The following is a 22,147-nucleotide window of genomic DNA, read 5'->3' as shown; positions in this document are numbered from 1 at the left end:
AAAAATTTATTTTCACTAAGTTACTAATAAAAGTCAAATGTAATAAAAGAGATGTTAATAACTCTAAAAATTAATACCAGCTTAGAGTTTTTAATGAGCTTAAAAAGTATATAAAGTTGATTAATACTAAAGGTATAGAGTTAAATATTAGTTTGTGTTTAGAAGCAAAATAAATTAAACATGAAGTGTTTTTTTAAATAATTTAATTATTTACGGTATAGTACAGGATACAAATGTTTAGATTCAAATCTATTTTTGGACTATAACTAATGACTAACACAATAATGAAAGAAATTACACAAAGCTTTAAATATGTAGATTATTTATGGGATGATGAAAAGGCATTATCGCTTGGAGATAATCAAGTTGAATTGTTTTTATATCGCTCAAATATTTTGGGTGCAGACTTGAGAATTACGAATTACGGAGGTGGAAACACAAGTTGTAAGACAATCGAAAAAGACCCATTAACAAATGAAGAAGTTGAAGTAATGTGGGTTAAAGGTTCAGGTGGAGACATTGGTACATTAACACGTTCGGGAATAGCAGGTCTATATACTGGTAGATTACGTGATTTAAAAAATGTTTATCAAGGATTGCACGATGAAGATAGGATGGTTGGTTTATTTAACCATTGTATTTACGATTTAGATAGTAAAGCACCTTCTATTGATACACCATTGCACGGTTTATTACCTTTTGCGCATATAGATCATTTACATCCAGATGCTTTAATTGCTGTTGCAGCTGCAAAAGATAGTGAAAAAGTTACCAAAGAAATTTGGGGAGATACTATGGGATGGGTGCCTTGGCAAAAACCAGGTTTTGATTTAGGATTGCAGTTAGAAAATTGTTTAGCTGATAACCCAGGAATTAGAGGAATCGTTTTAGGTAGCCATGGTTTATTTACATGGGGGGATACTTCTTACGAGTGTTACATGAATAGTTTAGAGGTTATTGAAATGGCTTCTGAGTACATAGAACAAAAATTAAAAGAACAAGGCGAAGTTTTTGGTGGTCAAAAAGTTGAAAGCTTACCGCAAGAAGAGCGTTTAGAAAAAGCCGCTCAATTAATGCCTTTATTAAGAGGTTTGTGTTCTTCAGAAAACAGAATGATAGGTCATTTTTCTGATTCTGATGTAGTAATGCAATACATTAATAGTAATGATTTAGAAAGATTAGCTCCATTAGGAACATCTTGTCCTGATCATTTTTTAAGAACTAAAATTCAACCTTTAGTTTTAACTTTAGATAAAAATGAAGATTTATCTGATGCAGATGCTGTAAAAGCAAAATTAGAACCAGCATTTGCAGCTTATCGTCAAGAATATGTAGATTACTACAATACTTGTAAAAAAGACAATAGCCCTGCAATTCGTGATGCAAACCCTGTAATTATTATTTACCCAGGAGTTGGTATGTTTAGTTTTGCTAAAAACAAACAAACTACTCGTGTAGCAAGCGAATTTTACATTAACGCAATTAACGTAATGCGTGGTGCAGAAGCAATTACAGAGTATACTTCTTTACCAAGACAAGAAGCTTTCGATATTGAATATTGGTTATTAGAGGAAGCTAAATTACAGCGTATGCCAAAAGAAAAACCATTATCTAGAAAGGTTGCTTTAGTTACTGGAGCTGGTGGTGGAATTGGTAAAGCTATCGCAGATAAATTAGCAGCAGAAGGAGCAAATGTAGTGTTAACAGATATTAATGAGCAAGCATTAATTGAAGCTAACGGAACTTATGCTAGAGATGTTTCTTCTTATGCAGTTTGTGATGTAACGAATACAGAATCTATAGCAAGCGCTTACAAAAAAGCAATATTAGAATTTGGAGGTGTAGATATGATTGTACATAGTGCAGGTTTAGCAATCTCTAAACCATTAACTGATACCACAGATAAAGATTGGAATATTTTACAAAGTATTTTAGTTAAAGGTCAATTTGATTTGGCTAAGCAATTTGCAGTAATCGTTCGTAAGCAAGGTTTAGGAGGAGACTATATTGCTATTGCAAGTAAAAATGGTTTGGTTGCAGGTCCTAATAATGTTGCTTACGGAACAGCAAAAGCAGCTCAACAACATATGGTACGTTTATTAGCAGCAGAATTAGCAAAAGATAAAGTAAGAGTAAATACAGTAAATCCTGATGGAGTTATTGTAGGAAGTAAAATTTGGGAAGGAGCTTGGGCAGAAGGTAGAGCTAAAGCAAATGGAATAACTGTAGAAGAATTACCAGCTTTTTATGCAAAAAGAAACCTACTCAACGAAATTATAACACCAGACGATATTGCGAATGGAGTCTTCTCGCTAGTAGGGATACTAGATAAATCAACAGGAAACATAATAAATGTTGATGGAGGGATGGCAAACGCATTTGTCAGATAACAATAAAGTAATTTAATTTGAATTAAGACCAAGACTTCTATAGATTTTATTATGATTTATAGAAGTCTTACTTAATTAAGAACTTAAGATAAGTATGAAAATTCAACAATCAGAAATCTCAGATTACAATAAGAAAGTTGTATCAGAACACGCAGAAAACTTCGATTTTTTATCAAGTAAATTAACAAAACAAGGAAAAGATGTTAATAGCATTGTAGCTAAATTAGCAGAGTTTCAAGTAGCAATACCAAGTTGGGCTTTAGGTGCTGGAGGAACACGCTTTGGTCGTTTTTCTTTTTATGGAGAACCATCAAATTTAGAGCAAAAAATAGATGATATTGGTATTTTACACAGTTTAACACAGACCGCCGGTGCTGTGTCTTTGCACATACCTTGGGATATTCCATCAGATTATGCTGCCATCAAAGAAAAAGCAGATGCTTTAAATATAAAGTTTGATGCAGTAAACTCTAATACTTTTCAAGATCAAAGTGATGCGAAGGAGAGTTATAAATATGGTTCTTTAAGTAATGTTAGTAAAGCCGTAAGAGAACAAGCGATTCAACATAACTTAGATGTAATAAAAATTGGAGATAAGTTAGGGTCTAAAGCATTAACAGTTTGGTTAGCAGATGGTTCTTGTTTTCCTGGTCAGAATAACTTCCAAACTGCTTTTCAAAACACACAAGATAGTTTAATTGATATTTATAAAGGATTACCTGATGACTGGAAGTTATTAGTAGAATATAAACCTTATGAGCCAAATTTCTACAGTACAGTAATTCAAGACTGGGGAGCTTCTTTAATGTTAGCTAATGGATGTGGAGATAAAGCCTACACATTAGTAGATTTAGGACACCACTTACCAAATTCAAACATCGAGCAAATTGTATCTATTTTACAATTAAAAGGTAAATTAGGAGGTTTCCATTTTAACGATAGTAAATATGGTGATGATGATGTAACAGTGGGTAGTATTAAACCTTATGCTTTATTCTTAATCTTTAATGAATTGGTATATGGAATGCAAAACAATCCACAAAACCCAGATTTAGCGTGGATGATTGACGCGAGTCACAATGTAAAAGATCCTTTAGAAGATTTAATCCAATCTTTAGAAGCAATTCAAGAGGCATATGCAAAAGCATTGTTAATTGATCAAGATGCCTTAAAAGCTGCACAGTTAGATAATGATGTTGTAAAATGTCAAGAGATTCTTCAAGGAGCTTATAGAACAGATGTAAGACCTCTCTTAGAAAAAGCACGTATCAATGTAGGCGGTGTAATTAATCCAATAGGCGCTTATAGATCTTTAGGGATAAGAGAACAACTAATTAAAGAAAGAGGAAGAAATACTGTAGCAACAGGACTTTAAAAAAAAATCTTATGAAACAAAAAGTGACTGCAGTTTTTGATATAGGAAAAACTAATAAAAAGTTTTTTCTATTTGATAGAAAGTTTAAAGAGGTTCATAAAGAATACGCTTCTTTTGATGAAATCGAAGATGAAGATGGTCATCCTACAGAAGATATTCATGCACTTCAAAATTGGTTAAAAAAAGTTTTTCATAAGATTTTAAAATCTGATGAGTTTAGTGTAAAAGCTATTAATTTTTCAACTTATGGAGCAAGTTTTGTTCATTTGGATGAAAACGGAGAAATTTTAACTCCACTATACAACTATACAAAAGAAATTGATTCAGAAACAGTGGAGCAATTTTATAGTGAGTATGGTAATGATTTAGAATTAATTAGAACAAGTGGTTCATCAAAATCTCCAGGATTACTAAATTCAGGGTTGCAACTGTACTGGTTAAAGCATAAAAAACCAGAGATTTTTAAGAAAATAAAGTATTCATTACACTTACCTCAGTATCTGAGTTATATCTTTTCTGGAGTTCCATTAAGCGAATTTACAAGCATTGGTTGTCATACAATCTTATGGAATTATGAAACAAAAGATTATCAAGACTGGGTTTATAAAGAAGAAATTCATAAAATTTTACCACCTATAGTTTCTACTGAAACAAGTATAAATATGAACTATAATGGTAAAAGAGTTAAAATTGGAGTTGGTATTCATGATAGTTCATCAGCACTCTTACCTTACGTGAGAAGTGTGAAAAAACCATTTGTTTTAGTTTCAACAGGAACATGGAGTATTGCATTAAATCCGTTTATAGATACACCACTAACAGATGAAGATGTAAAAGCAGATTGCATTAATTATATGCGAATTAACGGAAAGCCAGTTAAATCCTCAAGACTTTTTTTAGGAAATGAATATAAAATTCAAGTAAATAAATTAACCGAAAAATTTGGTGTAGATAAAGATTACCACAAAACTGTAGAGTTTAACTATGATGTATATTTCGAAATCTTAAAAGATTTTAAATATTCATTTAAATGGGAATCATTTGAACATAAACAGATGCCAGAAAAGACAAACTACATGTATAATAATTTCGAACATGCATATCATCATTTGATGATAGAATTGGTTAAGTTACAAGTAGAAAGTGTAAAGAGAATTGCTGACACCCAAAAAATTGATAGACTATATATAGATGGAGGATTTTCTGATAATGATATTTATATAAAATTATTATCTCATTATTTAAGAGGAATGAAGTTAAGAACCACAAAAGCATCTCTAGGTTCTGCCTTAGGAGCTGCAATTGCAATTTCTGACACTAAATTAAATTCTAAATTTTTGAAAAAGAATTACGCGCTTAAAAAACACGTACCTTTTATAGTTAATGGTTAATTTTCATAAAAAGATAAAAATAAAATTAAACATATAAACAAAATAAAATGTCAAAGGATATTAAATTAATTCATCCAAGAGATCAAATTACAGAAGTAATTAGTAGAATTTATAAAAGAGGTATGACCACAACTTCTGGTGGTAATGTTTCAATTATTGATGATGACGGAGATATATGGGTAACACCATCAGCTATCGATAAAGGTTCTTTAAGAGCATCAGATATTATCTGTGTTAAGAAAGACGGAACAATTATAGGTAAGCATAAACCATCATCAGAATTTCCATTCCATAAAGCTATATATGAAGCAAGACCAGATATTAAATCTGTAATTCACGCACACCCACCTGCGTTAGTTTCTTTTAGTATTGTTAGACAAATACCAAATACCAATATCATTTCGCAAGCTAAACATATTTGTGGTCCTATAGGATATGCTAAATATGAAATACCTGGCAGTGAAGATTTAGGAGAGGTAATTGCAGACGAATTTAAAAAAGGATTTAAAGCGATTATTATGGAAAATCATGGAACCGTTTTAGGTGGAAGTGATTTAACCGATGCTTACGAAAGATTTGAAGCTTTAGAATTCTGTGCAAGTACAATATTATATGGTTCTCAAATAGGGAAACCTAAGTATTTAACAGATAGTCAAATTGATCAGTTTGAAGCTCAAGCTACAGGAGTATTACCAGAAATGGAAACTGCAACTTACCCTGCTGATGAAGTTGAAAAACGTTTAGAAATTTGCGAAATAGTGAAACGTTCTTGTGAACAAGGTTTAATGATAAGTTCGTATGGAACAGTTTCAATGCGTTGGAATGAAAATGATTTCTTAATTACTCCAACCAATAAAAATCGTTGGGATATTCAGTTAGATGACATAGTACAAATTAAAGATGGACATAGAGAAGCTGGTAAAACACCAAGTAGAGCAGCTTGGATTCATCAAGAAATCTACAATAGAAATCCAGATGTAAATTCTATTATAATGACCCAATCGCCATATTTAATGGCATTTGGAGTGACAGGTGAATATTTAGATGTGAGAACTATACCAGAAAGTTGGATCTTTTTACAAGATATTAACTTTGTTAAATATGGTAATCATTTTAGAAAAAATAATAATACAGAAATTGTAGATAATTGTCCAACAGCTTTGATTATTGAAAATGATTCGATAATTATTACAGGAGACAAATTATTGCAAACTTTTGATTATTTAGAAGTTGCAGAATTTAGTGCAAAGTCAATTGTTTTAGGTCACTCACTAGGTAATATGGTGCCAATTAATGATGAACAAGTAGAAGATTTGAGAAAGAAATTCTTATCTTAAAAAAAAATATATAATATGGCTTTATCTTTTGATACAAGATACCCTTCAGTAGATGATTTAAGAAAACGTGCTCAAAAAAAAATACCAAAATTTGCATTTGAGTATCTTGATGGTGGATGTAATGAAGATGTTAACTTAATTAGAAATACATCAGAACTACGAGAAGTTCAGTTGAAACCAAATTACTTAAGAAAGCATCATGGTTCTTCTTTAAAAACGAATTTATTTGGTATTGAGTACGATGCTCCTTTTGGTATAGCACCTGTAGGTTTACAAGGGTTAATGTGGCCAAATTCGCCAGAAATATTAGCAAAAGCTGCATTTAATCATAATATTCCTTTCATACTAAGTACTGTAACCACTACAAGTATAGAAAGAGCTGCGGAATTAACAGAGGGTAAAGCTTGGTTTCAGTTATATCATCCTACAGAAGATAAATTAAGAGACGATATCATAAATAGAGCTGCTGCAGCTGAATGTCCTGTTTTAGTTATTTTATGTGATGTGCCTAGTTTTGGTTTCAGACCTAGAGATATTAGAAATGGTTTGGCAATGCCACCAAAAATGAATTTAACTAACATATTACAAGCTTTTGGAAGACCACATTGGAGTTTACAAACCCTTAAACACGGTATTCCTAACTTTGCAAATCTTTTGCCTTATATGCCAAAGAATTTAGATTTGAAACAATTAGGTAAGTTTATGGATCAGACTTTTTCTGGTAGGTTAAATGAAGATAAGATTAAACCTATTAGAGAAATGTGGAAGGGTAAATTAGTTTTAAAAGGTGTAGCTTCTGAATATGATGCTGAACAAGCCATTAAATTAGGTTTAGATGGAATTATTGTATCAAATCATGGAGGACGTCAGTTAGATGCAGGAGAATCTACAATAAAACCACTTTCGACTATTGCTGAAAAATATGGAGACCAAATTGAAGTAATGATGGATAGTGGTATTCGATCAGGACCTGATGTGGCAAGAGCTATGGCTAGTGGCGCTAAGTTTACATTTATGGGAAGGTCATTTATGTACGGAGTATCAGCACTTGGTAATAAAGGAGGAAATCATACAATTTCTCTTTTAAAAACTGAATTACAGCAAGTTATGGAGCAATTGTGTTGTGAGAAAACTTCAGATTTCCCGGATCATTTGATAAAATAAATTCAGTAAAAGGTAAATAATATTTTATGTAAATAAATTACAACGCTTTTTTTGAGCGTGTAATTTTGTATATCTTAAAGTAGAACAATCAAACAAACATAACTATATGAAACATTACAAACAATATATAAACGGTGAGTTTATAGATTCAAAAGCAACATCTGTCATTGAGATTTTAAATCCATGTACAGAAGAAGTAATTAGTACAATATCTACAGGTACGGTAGAAGATGCAAATAACGCATTAGAAGCCGCACAAGCAGCTCAACCTGCTTGGGAAGCATTACCTGCTATACAAAGAGCCGCTTTTTTACACAAAATGGCCGATGTTATTAGAGAAAACAGAGTTTTTCTTGCAGAAACATTGTCTAGAGAACAAGCAAAAGTAATTGGTTTAGCTCAAGTAGAAATTGATGTTACTGCAGATTATTTTGATTATAATGCTGGTTGGGCTAGAAGAATTGAAGGAGAAATCATTCAGAGTGATAGGGAAAAAGAACACATATATTTACACAAGGTTCCAATTGGAGTAGCAGTTGGAATTTGTCCATGGAATTTCCCGTTTTTTGTAATGGCGCGTAAAGTTGCGGCATCATTAATTACAGGAAATACGTGTGTTATTAAACCAAGTTCTGAAGCTCCGAATACGATAATGGAGTTTGTAGATTTTATCCAAAAAATTGATTTACCTAGAGGAGTATTAAATTTTGTATGTGGTGCAGGTAGAACAGTAGGAAACGCTTTATCTAAAAGCCCTATTACAGGTATCATTAGTTTAACAGGTAGTGTAGGTGCTGGACAAAAAGTAATTACTGCTGCTGCAGAAAACATTACTAAAGTATCTTTAGAATTAGGAGGGAAAGCTCCTGCAATTGTCTGTGCTGATGCTAATTTAGATTTAGCAATCAATTCTGTTGTATCATCTAAAGTTATTTTTAGTGGACAAGTTTGTAATTGCGCAGAAAGAGTTTATGTAGAAGATAGTATTTATGACGAGTTTGTAGATAAGCTTACTAAAAAAATGAGCGAAGTTACCATAGAAGATGCACTTACAGGTGTAAATGCAGATATGAGTAGTTTGGTATCTAAAGACCAATTAGACAAAATTACTGAAATGGTTGAGTTTGCTAAAAAAGAAGGAGCAGAAGTTTTAGTTGGAGGTGATAGACCAGATAAATTTGATAAAGGATACTTTTACAATCCTACTCTTTTAGCTAATGTTAAGCAGGATATGCAAATTATTCAAGAAGAGGTTTTTGGTCCAGTTTTACCAGTGATGAAATTCAATACTTTAGATGAGGCTATTGCAATGTCTAACGATACTGAATTTGGATTGACTTCTTCTATTTTTTCTGAGAATTTCAATAACATTATGAAAGCTACAAATGGTCTTCATTTTGGTGAAACTTATGTAAATAGAGAGCATTTTGAGGCGATTCAAGGTTTTCATGCAGGTTGGAAAAAATCTGGTGTAGGTGGTGCAGATGGTAAACATGGTATGGAGGAATACTTACATACAAAAGTAGTTTACGCGAAATACTACTAGAAATAATAATGAAGAAAAAAACTCCGTTGAATTTTCAACGGAGTTTTTTATGTGAAAAAATTAAAAGTAATTAAACTAAAAAGATGGTTAAGCTCATTGCTCCATGAGCACCTATTACCAAACATTGCTCAATATCAGCGGTTTTAGATGGTCCAGAAATAAAAACTCCAAAATTTCTATCCCTTTCAGCAATAATATCATAAGCTTCTAGCATATGCAAACAGACAGATTCTTTCTTTAAAATAATTACTAAATCATTTGTAATAAAAGGAAGAACCCGAATAAAACTGTTTTCTGCTGTTACCCAAACTGCACCATTTTCAGATACTCCAAGTTCACCTTCAATAATGGCTAAGTCTATATTTTCAAGTTGATGAGGATCTGTGTTTTTTTCAACATTAACAGTACCTAATTTAGATGCTTTTGTAATAGAAATAATATGTTTTTTATTTGGATACAGATTTTTGATTTCTTCATCAACCTTTTTGTTATTTGTTTCTATAAGATTACCACCAACTAAAGTGACATTATTTTTAAATACAGCTATTAAATCTATATCTTCTCTAAAGGCTGTTTCATCAATTTCTGGTAATGGTAAAATTTCTGGTTTGTTCTTTTTAACTGAACTTAATATTGTTTCTCTACTCATTTTTCTTTCTTTTTTTATACCATTCATCAAAGCTACCACTCTTTACTTTTGGTAGATCTCTTGCTTTTCCCCAAGCATTTAGTTTATTATATATCATAAATTTAGGGGCATATTTAAGTGCAAACCTTGCAGATTTACCGGCCATTTTATACAAATTAGGTTTAGACAAAACTAGACCAGCAGTTTTTAAAATAGATTTTTTAATAACAGGTTGTTTTTCTTCTTTTACAATGACTTGTCGCCATTTATATAACTGTTCGTGAATATTTATTTTGACAGGACAAACATTAGAACAAGAACCACAAAGTGTCGATGCAAATGGTAAAGAACTATGTTTTTTCAAATCTTTTCCTGGTGATAGGATAGAGCCTATCGGACCTGGAATAGTATAATCATAACTATGTCCTCCACTTCTTCTATAAATTGGGCAAGTGTTCATACAAGCACCACAACGAATACAATGTAAAGAAGCTCTAAAATCTTCTCTACTTAATTGTTCTGTTCTACCATTATCAACAATAACAATGTGCATTTCTTTACCGTCTTCCGGTTTGTTAAAATGTGATGAATATGTTGTTATTGGTTGCCCAGTAGCACTTCTAGCTAAAAGTCTTAAAAATATTCCTAAGTGTTTTTCTTGAGGGATAATTTTTTCAATTCCCATACAAGCAATATGAGCTTTTGCAAGATGCACACCCATATCAGCGTTTCCTTCGTTTGTACAAACTACTACGCCACCGGTTTCAGCAACAGCAAAGTTTACACCAGTAATTGCGACATCAGCTTTTAAAAATTTATCTCGAAGGTGTTTTCTAGCTTCGGAAACTAAATAATCTGGGTTTCCTTGACTTGGTTTTGTGTTTAAATGCTCTTGAAATAAAACATCAACTTCTTCTTTTGTTTTATGAATAGCTGGTAAAACAATATGACTAGGAGGTTCTTCAGCTAATTGCACAATACGCTCACCTAAATCAGTATCAATAACCTCAATGCCTTTAGTTTCCAAAAATGGATTTAAATGGCACTCTTCAGTTAACATTGATTTACTTTTAACTACTTTTTTAGCATGATGTTTCTCCAAAATGCTATTTACAATTTCATTGTGTTCTTGTGCATTAGCAGCCCAATGTACATGTATTCCATTCTTTTTTGCATTAGATTCAAATTGAATCAAATAGTCATCTAAATTAGATAATACATTTGCTTTAATACCAGAGCCTAATTCCCTTAAATATTCCCAACCTTTAACATTATGGGCAGATTTATCTCTTTTTTCCCTAACATACCACAAGGCTTTATCGTGCCAATTTACTTTTTCTTCATTTTTGTTAAATTCAGAAGCTTTTTGTGCGTGTCCCATAATTTATAAACTACTATTTAATATTTCAGCTATATGCATTACTTTAATGGGTTTTTTATTTCTATTGATGATTCCTTCAAGATGCATTAAACAAGAATGATCTGCCCCGGTAAGCACTTCTACATCGCTATCTAAGTGATCTTGTACTCTGTCTTTACCCATTTTTGCAGAAATAGCTTCCTCAAATACAGCAAAAGTACCTCCAAATCCACAACATTCATCTTTTCTGTTTAACGACATTAGTTCTAACCCTTTTACTTTTTTTAGTAAATCTTCTTCGGTAGAAAAATGCTCACCTTGTACTTCAGAGCAAGATCCCAATTTAAGTCCTCTTAAACCGTGACAACTTTTATGAAGTCCGACTTTATAAGGGAATGAAGCTCCAAAATCAGTTTTACCAAGAACTTTTACAATAAATTCGCAAAGCTCATAAGCATTATTTCTCACTCTTTGAACTTCTGGAGTTTGTTCTAGAATATCAAAATGATGTTTAACGTGATAAATACAACTCCCCGAAGGTCCAACAATGTAGTCATACTCCTTAAAATTTTCTACAAATAAATTACATATACCTTTAGAATCTTCTTCGTAACCAGAATTCCCTAAAGGTTGCCCACAACAAGTTTGATTTTGAGGATAATAAACATCAAGTTCAAGTTTTTCTAATAGCTCTAAGGTTGCTATTCCAATTTGGGGATATAGTTGATTGATATAGCAAGGTATAAATAACCCTACTTTTAATTTTTCTTTCATTTGTTAATAGGTCAATTAAGTTAAATAAAGGTAGGCTAAACTAAAGCTATTAGTGTCCTGTTCTAACCTGATGATTAGGTCATTTTTTAAAAGAATAATTAAATATTATATAGATTATAAGTAGTGTTTTGATTAAAAATATCAAAACCATATAGTGCAGGATACAGAATCTTTATTGATGACATATTTTCGTAAATACGAATCTTGTCAAAAAAGATGTAGATTTATACACTATATATGTGTAAACTATCACTAACCAATAAACAATATAAATAATTATGGCAGAAAATCAAGTAGAAGGATTAGCTCTTGAAGATAATTCTGGAGGAGAATTTGAGAGAACTCCGGTACCAAATTCCAGACTTAAAGGGTGGAAATCATTTTTAGGGATGTATGCAGGAGAACATGCAGCAGGAACCGAATTTATGATTGGTCCATTATTCTTAGCAGCAGGAGCTAGTTTGAAAGATTTAATTTTTGGATTATTTATAGGTAATGTTTTAGCTATTCTTACTTGGAGATACATTGTAGCACCAATTGCTGTATCTAACAAACTAACTTTATATTATCAATTAGAAAAAATTGCTGGAAAGCATTTGGTAAAAATATACAATGTAGTTAATGGAGTACTTTTTTGCTTTTTAGCTGGTGCTATGATTACAGTTTCTGCTAGTGCTGTTGGTATTCCGTTTGATATAAGTTTCTCGGTTCCTGAAAGTATCTTTGGTTTAAGTAGTACTGCTTTTTCGACAATTGTTATCATTGTTGGTATAGTAATGACTATTGTAGCTGCAGCAGGTTACAATACAGTTTCTAAATTTGCCAATATTGCAGCACCTTGGATGATCCTTGTTTTTGCTGCTTGTGGTATTTCTGCTTTATCTCAGATGGATGTTAATTCATGGAAAAGCTTAATTACTGAATGGGATAAAGGAATTAGTGTAGTACAATCTGTTAATGGTACGGTAGATTTTGGTTTTTGGAAAATTGTGATTTTTGCTTGGTTATGTAATGCGGCAATGCATTTTGGAATGTCTGATTTAAGTATCATGCGTTTTGCTAAAGATAGTCGTGCTGGATGGGGCCCTTCTATAGGAATGTTTTTAGGACATTATATGGCTTGGATTTGTGCTTCGTTAATGTTAGCTGCTCAAATTAAATTGACAGGAGATATTTCAGCTAATCCAGGAGCTTTAGCATGGAGTGTTGTAGGATGGACAGGAATCATCTGTGTTATTATAGCTGGTTGGACAACAGCTAATCCTACTATTTATAGAGCAGGTTTGGCATTTCAAAGTTTGTTTTCTAGTAAGGCAAAAACCTATTCAGGTGTAATTTTAGCTGGTGTTGTAGCAACAGTAGCTGGTATTTTTCCAACATTATCAAGTAAATTGCTAGATTTTGTAGGTCTTTATGGAACCATCTTAGGACCTATGGGAGGTGTGATTTTTGTGAATCATTATTTGGCAAAAAAAATGAATTTTACTCAAGACTATGCTGATGTAAAAGGCTCTGGTTTCAACATAGCTGTTTTATTGGCTTGGGTCATCCCTGTGTCATTAGGGTTATATTTTATCTTTGCGAAAGGCATATTTCCTGCTTATGCAGTAATACCTTGTTGGATAGCTTCGAGTGTATTGTATGTACTTATTATGAAACTTCAAAAATCTTAAATTATGAAAATCTTAAAAATAATTAGTATTTTATCTATAAGTGTTTTGATTCTGTTAGTAAGTATACTTTCATTCTTGGGTACAATTGGAGTTTCGAGTATGAAAATATTTATGTTAATTGGAACGTTATTATGGTTTATTGCCACACCTTTTTGGATGAAGGAAGAATAATAATTAAAGAATATTATCAATTTTGTAACGAATAAACATAGTTGATGATTAAGTAAGTCTTTCGGGTATATAATATAAATAGTTGTTTTAGTTTCTAGAAGAAGAATCTAAACTATCTAATACTTTTTTATCATTTGTAGTACATCAAGATTGGTAGTTATCTCTTTAGTAAATTTTAAAAAAATAGAATTAAAAGTGTTTTTACTACAAAAAATAAAAGAATTTTTTACAATTGTGTTTTTAATAATAACGCTTCCTTTTGAGATATCTAATGGAAAGAAAAGAAAGATTAAAAAACAGATTAGAAGTTATTTTTTGTAGTTTAAACATTAAAAAATATTGATTATGAAAATAAAGAAACTACTAATAGTAATTTTTAGTTTACTCTCTTTTCTAGATAATTTTTCTCAACAAAAAAAACCAACAGTTTTGGTGTTCTCTAAAACTACAGGTTTTAGACATAAATCTATACCTTCAGGGATTAGTTTTTTTAAAACCTTAAAAAATGATACCAATTGGGAAATAGAATTCTCAGAAGATGCTAAAGATTTTTCTCAAGATAACTTATTAAAATATAATGTTGTCGTTTTTTTGAATACAACAGGTAATATTTTTGATAAAAATCAGAAGAAAGCATTTCAAGAATATATTAGAAATGGAAACGGTTTTGTGGGAATTCATTCAGCTTCAAATACTGAAGAGGAATGGCCTTGGTTTACAGATATGGTTGGAGCTACTTTTAAAAACCATCCAAAAGTACAAAATGCAAAGCTACACATCAATCATATTGACGCACACCCAGCTATAATTCATCTTAAAAAAGAAGAAATCTTTAAAGATGAATGGTATAATTTTATAAAACCTGTTGCAAAACATGTTAACGTTTTAGCGTCTGTAGATGAATCTTCATATACAGGTAAAAAGATGAACACTAAGAATCATCCAATTACCTGGTATCATCATTATGATGGAGGTAGAATTTTTTACACCGGATTAGGTCATACCAATGAATCATATTCTGATTCTCGATTTAAAAAAATGATAAAAGGTGGAATTCTTTGGGCTGCAAGTATAAAACAAGTAAAGAAACCAACAACTAAAAAATGGACTAACCTTTTTGAAAGCGATTACTCTAAAAATTGGGATGTTTTTATCGGTGTACCACACGCAACTGTTAAAAAATTAGAGAATGTAGATCCTAAAAGTGATGGTAAAAAAGGAATACCTCTGGGTTTAAATAACGATCCTAAAAAGGTATTTACTTTTAAGGAAGAAAATGGCGAGAAGATACTTTATGTCACCGGAGAAATATATGGTGCTTTAACTAGCAAAAAAGAGTATGAAAATTACCATTTAAAATTGCAGTTTAAATGGGGAGAAAAAGTTTGGGAGCCAAGGTTAAAAAGAAAACGAGATAGCGGTATTTTATATCATTGTTATGGAAGTTATACTACATTTTGGAATGTTTGGATGTCATCGCAAGAATTTCAAGTACAAGAAGGAGATTTAGGCGATTACTATGGGTTGAGTGGTACCTCCATAGAAATTCCATCAGAAAAAAAAGCAGAAGAAAAAGAATTTAATTTTGCAAAAAATGGTGTTTTACAACAGTTTTCCAGTGTAGACAGAAAATTACCAAGTCATGCAAACAAAGGTTTTAATAATGAAAAACCACACGGAGAATGGAATACTTTAGAATTAATTTGTTTTAAAGGGACAAGTTATCATGTTGTAAATGGTAAAGTTGTGATGTCTTTGTATAATTCAAAACATAAAAATGCTGATGGTAAAATAGTACCATTAACAAGAGGTAGAATTCAAATTCAATCTGAAGCAGCAGAAGTATTTTACAAAAACATTAAGATAAAATCCATAAAAAAGTTACCAAGAAAATTTAGAAAACAATTATAATTATTTCAGGATAGTGCAGTATAGATGCAATAAGACTTGTATCTATATTTGTATAACCATACAGAACAGAACAGAATGATTAAAGAATTATTTACTTTTACTATTAATCATAACAGTGATATTCCTAAATATCAACAGGTAGTAAATGCAGTAAATAATGCAATTTCAGAAAACCTTCTACAAAAAGGAGATGCTTTACCTTCTGTAAATAAAATCTGTAGTTCTACTAAACTTTCTAGAGATACAGTTTTTAAAGCCTATACTATTTTAAAAGATAATGGTATTATAGAATCTGTACCGAATAAAGGGTATTATATTGCAAATCAAACCAAAAAAGTGTTACTTTTATTGGATACATTTAAAGCGTATAAAGAAGTAGTTTATCATTCTTTTATCAATAATATTTCTCATAATACCATTGTAGATTTACAGTTTCATCATTATAATATAGATAATTTTAAAACGATTTTAAATAATAGTAGAGGTAAGTATTATAAGTACATTGTAATGCCTTTCGATAATAAAGAAATAGCAACCACTTTGTCAGATATCGATAACAACAAACTTTTATTAATAGATTGGAGTGTAAATTCAAAAAATGATAATAATTATATTTTTCAAGATTTTGGAAATGCCTTTTACAATGCTTTAAAGGGGGCTTTAGATGCATTTCATAAATATGAAAAGTTAGTTTTTTTGTACCCAACATATACATATCACCCAAAAGAGACATTAACTTTTTTTAAAAAATATTGCAAAGAATTTAATCTAGAATATAAAATTGAAACTAACCCATCTACATTTTCCTTAGAAAAAAATGTTGCCTATTTAAGCACAAGTGACAGAATGTTGGGCGTGTTTTTAGAACAATGTAGAGCCAAAAAATTAGAACCAGGCGTAAATGTTGGTTTTCTATCTTATAATGAAACACCAATGAAAAAATTTATTTACAAAGGTATTTCTGTTATTTCAACAGATTTTGCTGCATTAGGTGCAAAAGCAGCAGAATTTGTAAATCAAGATGGTATAATGCAACATTATGTGCCAACCAAATTAATATTAAGAGAATCATTATAATGAATTATTATTTAGGATTAGACATTGGAAGTTCTTCCATAAAAGCAGCTTTAGTAGAAGTAGATTCTGGCAAAAGCATAGGTGTAATTCAAGAGCCAAAAGAAGAAATGGGAATGTTCGCACAAAAAAATGGGTGGGCAGAACAAGAACCTTTAGATTGGTGGTTGCATATTTGCAATGCAATAAAAAGCTTGAAAAAACAGTATAATGTTAACAAAACTCAAATAAAAGGTATTGGTATTTCTTATCAAATGCATGGTTTGGTTTTGATTGATAAAGATGGAAACCCACTAAGGAGAAGTATTATTTGGTGCGATAGTAGAGCAGTAGCTATAGGAAACCAGGCTTTTTCAGAAATTGGCGAAGATAAATGTTCGTCACAATTATTAAATTCTCCAGCTAACTTTACAGCATCAAAATTAAAATGGGTCAAAGAAAACGAGCCAGATATTTATAAGCAGATATACAAGTTTATGTTACCTGGAGATTTTGTGGCTTATAAGTTTTCAAACACCATTAATACGACTATTTCAGGACTTTCAGAAGGGATTTTTTGGGATTTTAAAAACGATACTATAGCTGATTTTCTACTAGAACATTATGGAATAGATAAAAATTTGGTACCAGATATTGTGGATACATTTGGTAAGCAATCTTCAGTAGATGAAAAAGGAGCAGCAGAAAGCGGACTAGAAGTAGGAACTCCAATTTTTTACAGAGCAGGAGATCAGCCAAATAATGCATTGTCTTTAAACGTATTTAATCCTGGAGAAGTTGCTGCAACTGGTGGTACATCCGGAGTGGTTTATGCAGTTACAGAAAGTTTGTCTGCCAAAGAAAGTTCAAGAGTTAACAATTTTGCACACGTAAATTATACAAAAGGAGCAGCAGCAAGAATTGGTAAATTGCTTTGTATTAATGGAGCAGGAATCCAATATCGTTGGTTGCTAAATAACTTGGCAGTTTCTTCTTATGAAGAAATGAATAATCTAGCCTCAGATATTGCTATAGGTTCTGATGGTGTTTGCTTAATTCCTTTTGGTAATGGAGCAGAACGTATGTTAAACAACAAAGAAATTGGCACTCGAATCGTAAACCTTAACCTTAACAATCATCATAAAGGTCATATGTGTAGAGCCGCATTAGAAGGTATTGCGTTCTCTTTTGTGTACGGAATGGAGATTTTAAAATCAGACGGAATTAAACCAAGTGTAATCAGAGCAGGAAACGATAATTTATTTCGTTCAGAAATATTTGCAAATACAGTAGCTACTTTAATTGAGCAAGAAATAGAAATTTATAACACCACAGGGGCAATCGGTGCAGCAAGAGCAGCAAATTTGCATAAAGGTGATTTTGAATCTTTCAGTAAAACCATCATGGATAACGATCATGTAATGACATTTATGCCATTTAAAGACAAAAAACCTTATTTAGAAGCTTACAATAATTGGAAAAAAGAACTAGAATTAATTTTAAATAAATAAACGATAATATAAATACACAATTAAACATTATAAAAATGGCAAATAAAGAATTTTTTAAAGGAATCGAAAAAATACAATTCGAAGGAAAAGAGTCAGACAATCCATTGGCATTTAAATACTACAACCCAGAGCAAGTGGTTGCAGGTAAAAAAATGAAAGATTGGTTTAAATTTTCAATTGCATATTGGCATACATTCTGCGGTCAAGGTTCAGATCCATTTGGTCCAGGAACACAAAACTTTCCTTGGGATCAAGCAGCAGACCCAGTTGAAGCAGCAAAAGACAAAGCAGATGCCGCTTTTGAATTCATCAATAAAATGGGGTTTGATTATTTCTGTTTTCACGATTACGATCTAATTCAAGAAGGTGCAACCTTTGCAGAATCTGAATCAAGATTAAATACCATTACAGATTACATCAAAGGAAAACAAGCCGAAAGTGGTGTAAAATTATTATGGGGAACAGCCAACTGTTTTTCAAATCCACGTTATATGAATGGAGCTTCTACCAATCCAGATTTTGATGTAGTTGCAAGAGCAGGAGGTCAAGTAAAATTGGCTTTAGATGCTACTATTAAATTAGGAGGAGAAAACTACGTATTTTGGGGAGGTAGAGAAGGTTATATGTCTTTACTAAATACAGATATGGGTCGTGAGTTAGATCATATGGGTCAGTTCTTAACAATGGCTAGAGATTATGCAAGAGCACAAGGTTTTAAAGGAACGTTCTTTATAGAGCCAAAACCAATGGAGCCAATGAAACATCAATACGATTTTGATTCAGCTACAGCAATAGGATTTTTAAAAGAATATGGTTTGGATAAAGACTTCAAAATGAATATCGAAGTAAATCATGCAACTTTAGCACAACACACAATGCAACACGAATTAGCAGTTGCTGCTAAAGCAGGAATGTTAGGTAGTATAGATGCAAATAGAGGAGATTACCAAAATGGTTGGGATACAGATCAATTTCCAAACAACATTCAAGAAACTACAGAAGCAATGTTAGTTTTCATAGAAGCTGGTGGTTTACAAGGAGGTGGAGTTAATTTTGACGCAAAAATTAGAAGAAACTCAACAGATATGGAAGATGTATTTTTAGCACACATAGGTGGTGCAGATACTTTTGCAAGAGCATTAATTACAGCAGATAAAATTATGACTTCTTCATCTTACAATGCTTTAAGAGAAAAAAGATACAGTTCTTTTGATGCAGGAAAAGGTAAAGATTTTGAAGCTGGTAAACTAGAATTAACAGACTTGTATAAGATTGCACAAGAAAACGGAGAATTAAGCTTACAGAGTGGTAAACAAGAATTGTTCGAAAACATTATCAACCAATACATATAAAAATAAAGACCATTTAGATTATTTAATCTAAATGGTCTTTATTATATTTACTTACTATCTAGTAAGTTTTTAATTAACCAAATAATAATTAACTAAATAACACAATATGGGAAAAGCAGCAAATTCAGGATACCTATTAAAGTTAACACTAGTAGCCACATTAGGTGGGTTACTTTTTGGGTATGACACAGGAGTAATTTCAGGAACAGTAGGTTCTTTAGATAGTTTTTTTGTAACCCCCAAAGGATTATCGGAAACTGCAGCTAGTGCCTTTAAAGGTTTTTTGGTTTCTAGTGCATTAATTGGTTGTGTTATTGGTGGAATTTTTGGTGGATTAATTAGTAAAAAATTAGGTCGAAAAAACGGATTAATTTTAGCAGCGATATTATTTTTAATATCTGCTTTAGGTTCAGCAATGCCAGAGATGTTATTAGCCCCTATTGGAGAATTAGATCACACTTTTTCAACAGTTTTTATTTTTTATAGAATTCTTGGAGGTATTGGTGTTGGTTTAGCATCAATGTTATCGCCACTTTATATTGCTGAAATTGCACCTGCAGACAGTAGAGGTAAATTGGTTTCTTTTAATCAATTAGCAATTGTTGGTGGATTTATGGTGGTTTATTTTGTAAACTACTTCATTTCAAAAGCTGGTGGTTCTGATGAATGGTTAAATGAAGTGGGTTGGAGATGGATGTTTGCATCAGAAGTAATTCCTGCTGGTTTATTTTTAGGATTATTATTTTTAGTACCAGATACACCACGTTCTTTGGTTTTACGAAACAAACCAGAAGAAGCGTTAAGTGTTTTAATAAAAGTTAATGGAGAAGAAAGAGGAACAGTTATTCTAGAAGAGATAAAAGATTCTATGGATGAAAAAATATCTGGAAACCTTTTATCTTTTGGATGGTTGGTTATTATCATTGGAGTTTTATTATCAATTTTTCAACAATTTGTTGGTATTAATGTTGTATTGTATTATGCACCAGAAATTTTTAAAACAATATCTTCGGGTACAGATACAGCACTCTTAATGACAATTATAGTGGGGGTAGTTAATTTCTTATTTACCATTATAGCTATTAAAACTGTAGATAAATACGGTAGAAAGCCATTAATGATTATTGGAGCTTTAGGTATGGCTGTGGCAATGCTATCTCTTGGTTTTGTATTCTTTTCTGGAGCAACAGGTTATTTAGCATTATTCTGTATGATGCTTTATGTAGCAAGTTTTGCCATGAGTTGGGGGCCAGTTACTTGGGTATTGCTTTCAGAAATATTCCCAAATAAAATTAGAGGTAGAGCTTTAGCTATTGCTGTTGCGGCTCAATGGATTTCTAATTATTTAGTATCACTAACTTTCCCGATGATGAACGATAATTCTTATTTAACTGAGCAATTTAATCATGGTTTCGCTTACTGGGTATATGGTATTATGAGTATTTTGGCAATGTTATTTATTATGAAGTTTGTACCAGAAACTAAAGGTAAAACACTTGAAGAAATGGAAGGTCTTTGGAAAAAGAAATAATTATTTTAGTTTAAATAATAAACTAATCAAATAATAAATAAAAAGCTTCTCATTTGAGAAGCTTTTTATTTATTAGAAAGTATTATTTTTAATTAATATCAATCTCAATATTCCAAGTAATTTTATAGTCTTGTTTAGGGTGTAATTGTTTTAAGCCTATTTTATTGTTAAAACTATCAGAAACCCCAGTTGTAGGTTCAATGGCAATTGTATTTTTTCTAGGAGGTGTATAAGCTTGCATAAAATTATCTTCTTCATCAGAAGAAAAACTTAAATTGTAGGATGGAGTTACAAAAATAATCTTATCAGAATTTAAAGTCCAACAATCATCTAATTCTTTATTTTCTATATTAAAAATAACTGTATCGTTTATATCTGTTACTCCAGTTGTAATATTTCTATCGCCAATAATTAGTTTTTGTTTGCAATCAAACTTTAAAGTACTTTTTGATAAGTCTTCACTAATAAAATATGGATGCCAACCTAAGGTAAATGGAAAGGTTTTATTATCTGTATTTTTAATATTTAGAGATAAGCTAACTGAACTTTGAGTAAAAATGTAAGTAGCTTGAACTTTATAAGTAAAGGGGAAACCTGTATTTTTATTGGTTTCTGCGTAACTCAATATTATTGCTGCATAATCATCTTTCATTTCAGTTGATAAAACCTCAAATTCTTTATCAAAAATAAAACCGTGTAGGGCATTTTGTTCTTCTTGTTGATTGGTCTCTAATAGATAATCATTTCCATCAAAAGAATATTTCCCATCTTTAATTCTGTTTGCAAATGGAAATAAAATGGAAGAAGCATAAGTAGTTTTATATGGTAAAGGACTTAAATCTTGAATGATTTCAGTTCCTTTTAAGATTAATTCTTGTAAACTAGCTCCTTGGTTTAAGCAGATTTTTCCGAATACAGTTTTATCTGAATTCGATATTTCTAAGGTGTTTTTTTTCTTATTATTGTTAATTTTGTACACT

General features: G+C 31.3%; 17 protein-coding genes. 13 read left to right on the top strand and 4 right to left on the bottom strand.

Annotated features, from left to right (window positions below; translation table 11 throughout):
• Positions 1 to 269: 269 nt before the first annotated feature.
• From DIS07_RS02035 to aldA, 6 genes are all read left to right on the top strand, one after another.
• A complete protein-coding gene (locus DIS07_RS02035) occupies positions 270 to 2,390 on the top strand; it encodes a bifunctional aldolase/short-chain dehydrogenase (protein WP_394340960.1) in 2,121 nt (706 codons plus the stop codon).
• 94 nt (positions 2,391 to 2,484) lie between these two features.
• A complete protein-coding gene (locus DIS07_RS02030; RefSeq protein WP_109403548.1) occupies positions 2,485 to 3,765 on the top strand; it encodes a sugar isomerase in 1,281 nt (426 codons plus the stop codon).
• 11 nt (positions 3,766 to 3,776) lie between these two features.
• Positions 3,777 to 5,156, top strand: a complete 1,380-nt coding sequence (locus tag DIS07_RS02025; protein WP_109403547.1) for an FGGY-family carbohydrate kinase — start codon at positions 3,777 to 3,779, stop codon at positions 5,154 to 5,156.
• A gap of 47 nt (positions 5,157 to 5,203) precedes the next feature.
• Positions 5,204 to 6,493: a class II aldolase/adducin family protein gene (locus DIS07_RS02020; protein WP_109403546.1), complete on the top strand. Its 1,290-nt coding sequence runs from the start codon at positions 5,204 to 5,206 to the stop codon at positions 6,491 to 6,493.
• Positions 6,494 to 6,508: 15 nt separating this feature from the next.
• Positions 6,509 to 7,657 carry an alpha-hydroxy acid oxidase gene (locus DIS07_RS02015; RefSeq protein ID WP_109403545.1) on the top strand — a complete coding sequence of 383 codons (1,149 nt, stop codon included), beginning with the start codon at positions 6,509 to 6,511 and terminating at the stop codon, positions 7,655 to 7,657.
• A gap of 106 nt (positions 7,658 to 7,763) precedes the next feature.
• Positions 7,764 to 9,203 (top strand): aldehyde dehydrogenase, encoded by a 1,440-nt coding sequence (aldA, locus tag DIS07_RS02010; RefSeq protein WP_109403544.1) that lies wholly within the window; start codon positions 7,764 to 7,766, stop codon positions 9,201 to 9,203.
• A gap of 70 nt (positions 9,204 to 9,273) precedes the next feature.
• Here the strand turns inward: aldA and DIS07_RS02005 are convergent, their stop codons facing one another.
• From DIS07_RS02005 to DIS07_RS01995, 3 genes are read right to left on the bottom strand one after another with little or no spacing between them, the layout of a single operon-like run.
• Positions 9,274 to 9,852: a LutC/YkgG family protein gene (locus tag DIS07_RS02005; protein ID WP_181374505.1), complete on the bottom strand. Its 579-nt coding sequence runs from the start codon at positions 9,850 to 9,852 to the stop codon at positions 9,274 to 9,276.
• Complete coding sequence (locus DIS07_RS02000; protein ID WP_109403542.1) at positions 9,845 to 11,212, bottom strand: LutB/LldF family L-lactate oxidation iron-sulfur protein; 1,368 nt, start codon at positions 11,210 to 11,212, stop codon at positions 9,845 to 9,847. The genes DIS07_RS02005 and DIS07_RS02000 overlap by 8 nt, the downstream gene beginning before the upstream one ends.
• Positions 11,213 to 11,215: 3 nt before the next feature.
• On the bottom strand, positions 11,216 to 11,965 hold the full coding sequence (locus tag DIS07_RS01995) for a (Fe-S)-binding protein (protein WP_109403541.1): 750 nt from the start codon (positions 11,963 to 11,965) through the stop codon (positions 11,216 to 11,218).
• A gap of 278 nt (positions 11,966 to 12,243) precedes the next feature.
• On the opposite strand from DIS07_RS01995, the gene DIS07_RS01990 reads away from it, so the two are divergent.
• From DIS07_RS01990 to xylE, 7 genes are all read left to right on the top strand, one after another.
• Positions 12,244 to 13,638, top strand: coding sequence for a purine-cytosine permease family protein (locus DIS07_RS01990; protein WP_109403540.1), 1,395 nt, complete (start codon positions 12,244 to 12,246; stop codon positions 13,636 to 13,638).
• 3 nt (positions 13,639 to 13,641) lie between these two features.
• The gene (locus tag DIS07_RS15025) at positions 13,642 to 13,809 is read left to right on the top strand and encodes a hypothetical protein (RefSeq protein ID WP_181374504.1); all 168 of its coding nucleotides are present in this window, start codon (positions 13,642 to 13,644) and stop codon (positions 13,807 to 13,809) included.
• A 345-nt stretch (positions 13,810 to 14,154) separates the two neighbouring features.
• The gene (locus tag DIS07_RS01985) at positions 14,155 to 15,720 is read left to right on the top strand and encodes a ThuA domain-containing protein (protein ID WP_109403539.1); all 1,566 of its coding nucleotides are present in this window, start codon (positions 14,155 to 14,157) and stop codon (positions 15,718 to 15,720) included.
• A 75-nt stretch (positions 15,721 to 15,795) separates the two neighbouring features.
• Complete coding sequence (locus DIS07_RS01980; protein ID WP_109403538.1) at positions 15,796 to 16,797, top strand: GntR family transcriptional regulator; 1,002 nt, start codon at positions 15,796 to 15,798, stop codon at positions 16,795 to 16,797.
• Complete coding sequence (locus DIS07_RS01975; protein WP_109403537.1) at positions 16,797 to 18,284, top strand: xylulokinase; 1,488 nt, start codon at positions 16,797 to 16,799, stop codon at positions 18,282 to 18,284. Before DIS07_RS01980 ends, DIS07_RS01975 begins: the two co-directional genes overlap by 1 nt.
• A gap of 35 nt (positions 18,285 to 18,319) precedes the next feature.
• Positions 18,320 to 19,636, top strand: a complete 1,317-nt coding sequence (xylA, locus tag DIS07_RS01970) for a xylose isomerase (protein ID WP_394340959.1) — start codon at positions 18,320 to 18,322, stop codon at positions 19,634 to 19,636.
• Positions 19,637 to 19,742: 106 nt separating this feature from the next.
• Complete coding sequence (gene xylE / locus DIS07_RS01965) at positions 19,743 to 21,167, top strand: D-xylose transporter XylE (RefSeq protein ID WP_109403535.1); 1,425 nt, start codon at positions 19,743 to 19,745, stop codon at positions 21,165 to 21,167.
• An 88-nt stretch (positions 21,168 to 21,255) separates the two neighbouring features.
• Here the strand turns inward: xylE and DIS07_RS01960 are convergent, their stop codons facing one another.
• Entirely contained in the window at positions 21,256 to 22,146 is an 891-nt protein-coding gene (locus DIS07_RS01960; protein ID WP_109403534.1) for an aldose 1-epimerase, read from the bottom strand.
• Position 22,147 lies beyond the last annotated feature (1 nt).

The sequence above is a fragment of the Polaribacter aquimarinus genome (assembly GCF_003129485.1).
GTDB classification, from domain to species: Bacteria; Bacteroidota; Bacteroidia; order Flavobacteriales; family Flavobacteriaceae; genus Polaribacter; species Polaribacter aquimarinus.
This window is presented reverse-complemented; position numbering and strand designations above follow the sequence as displayed.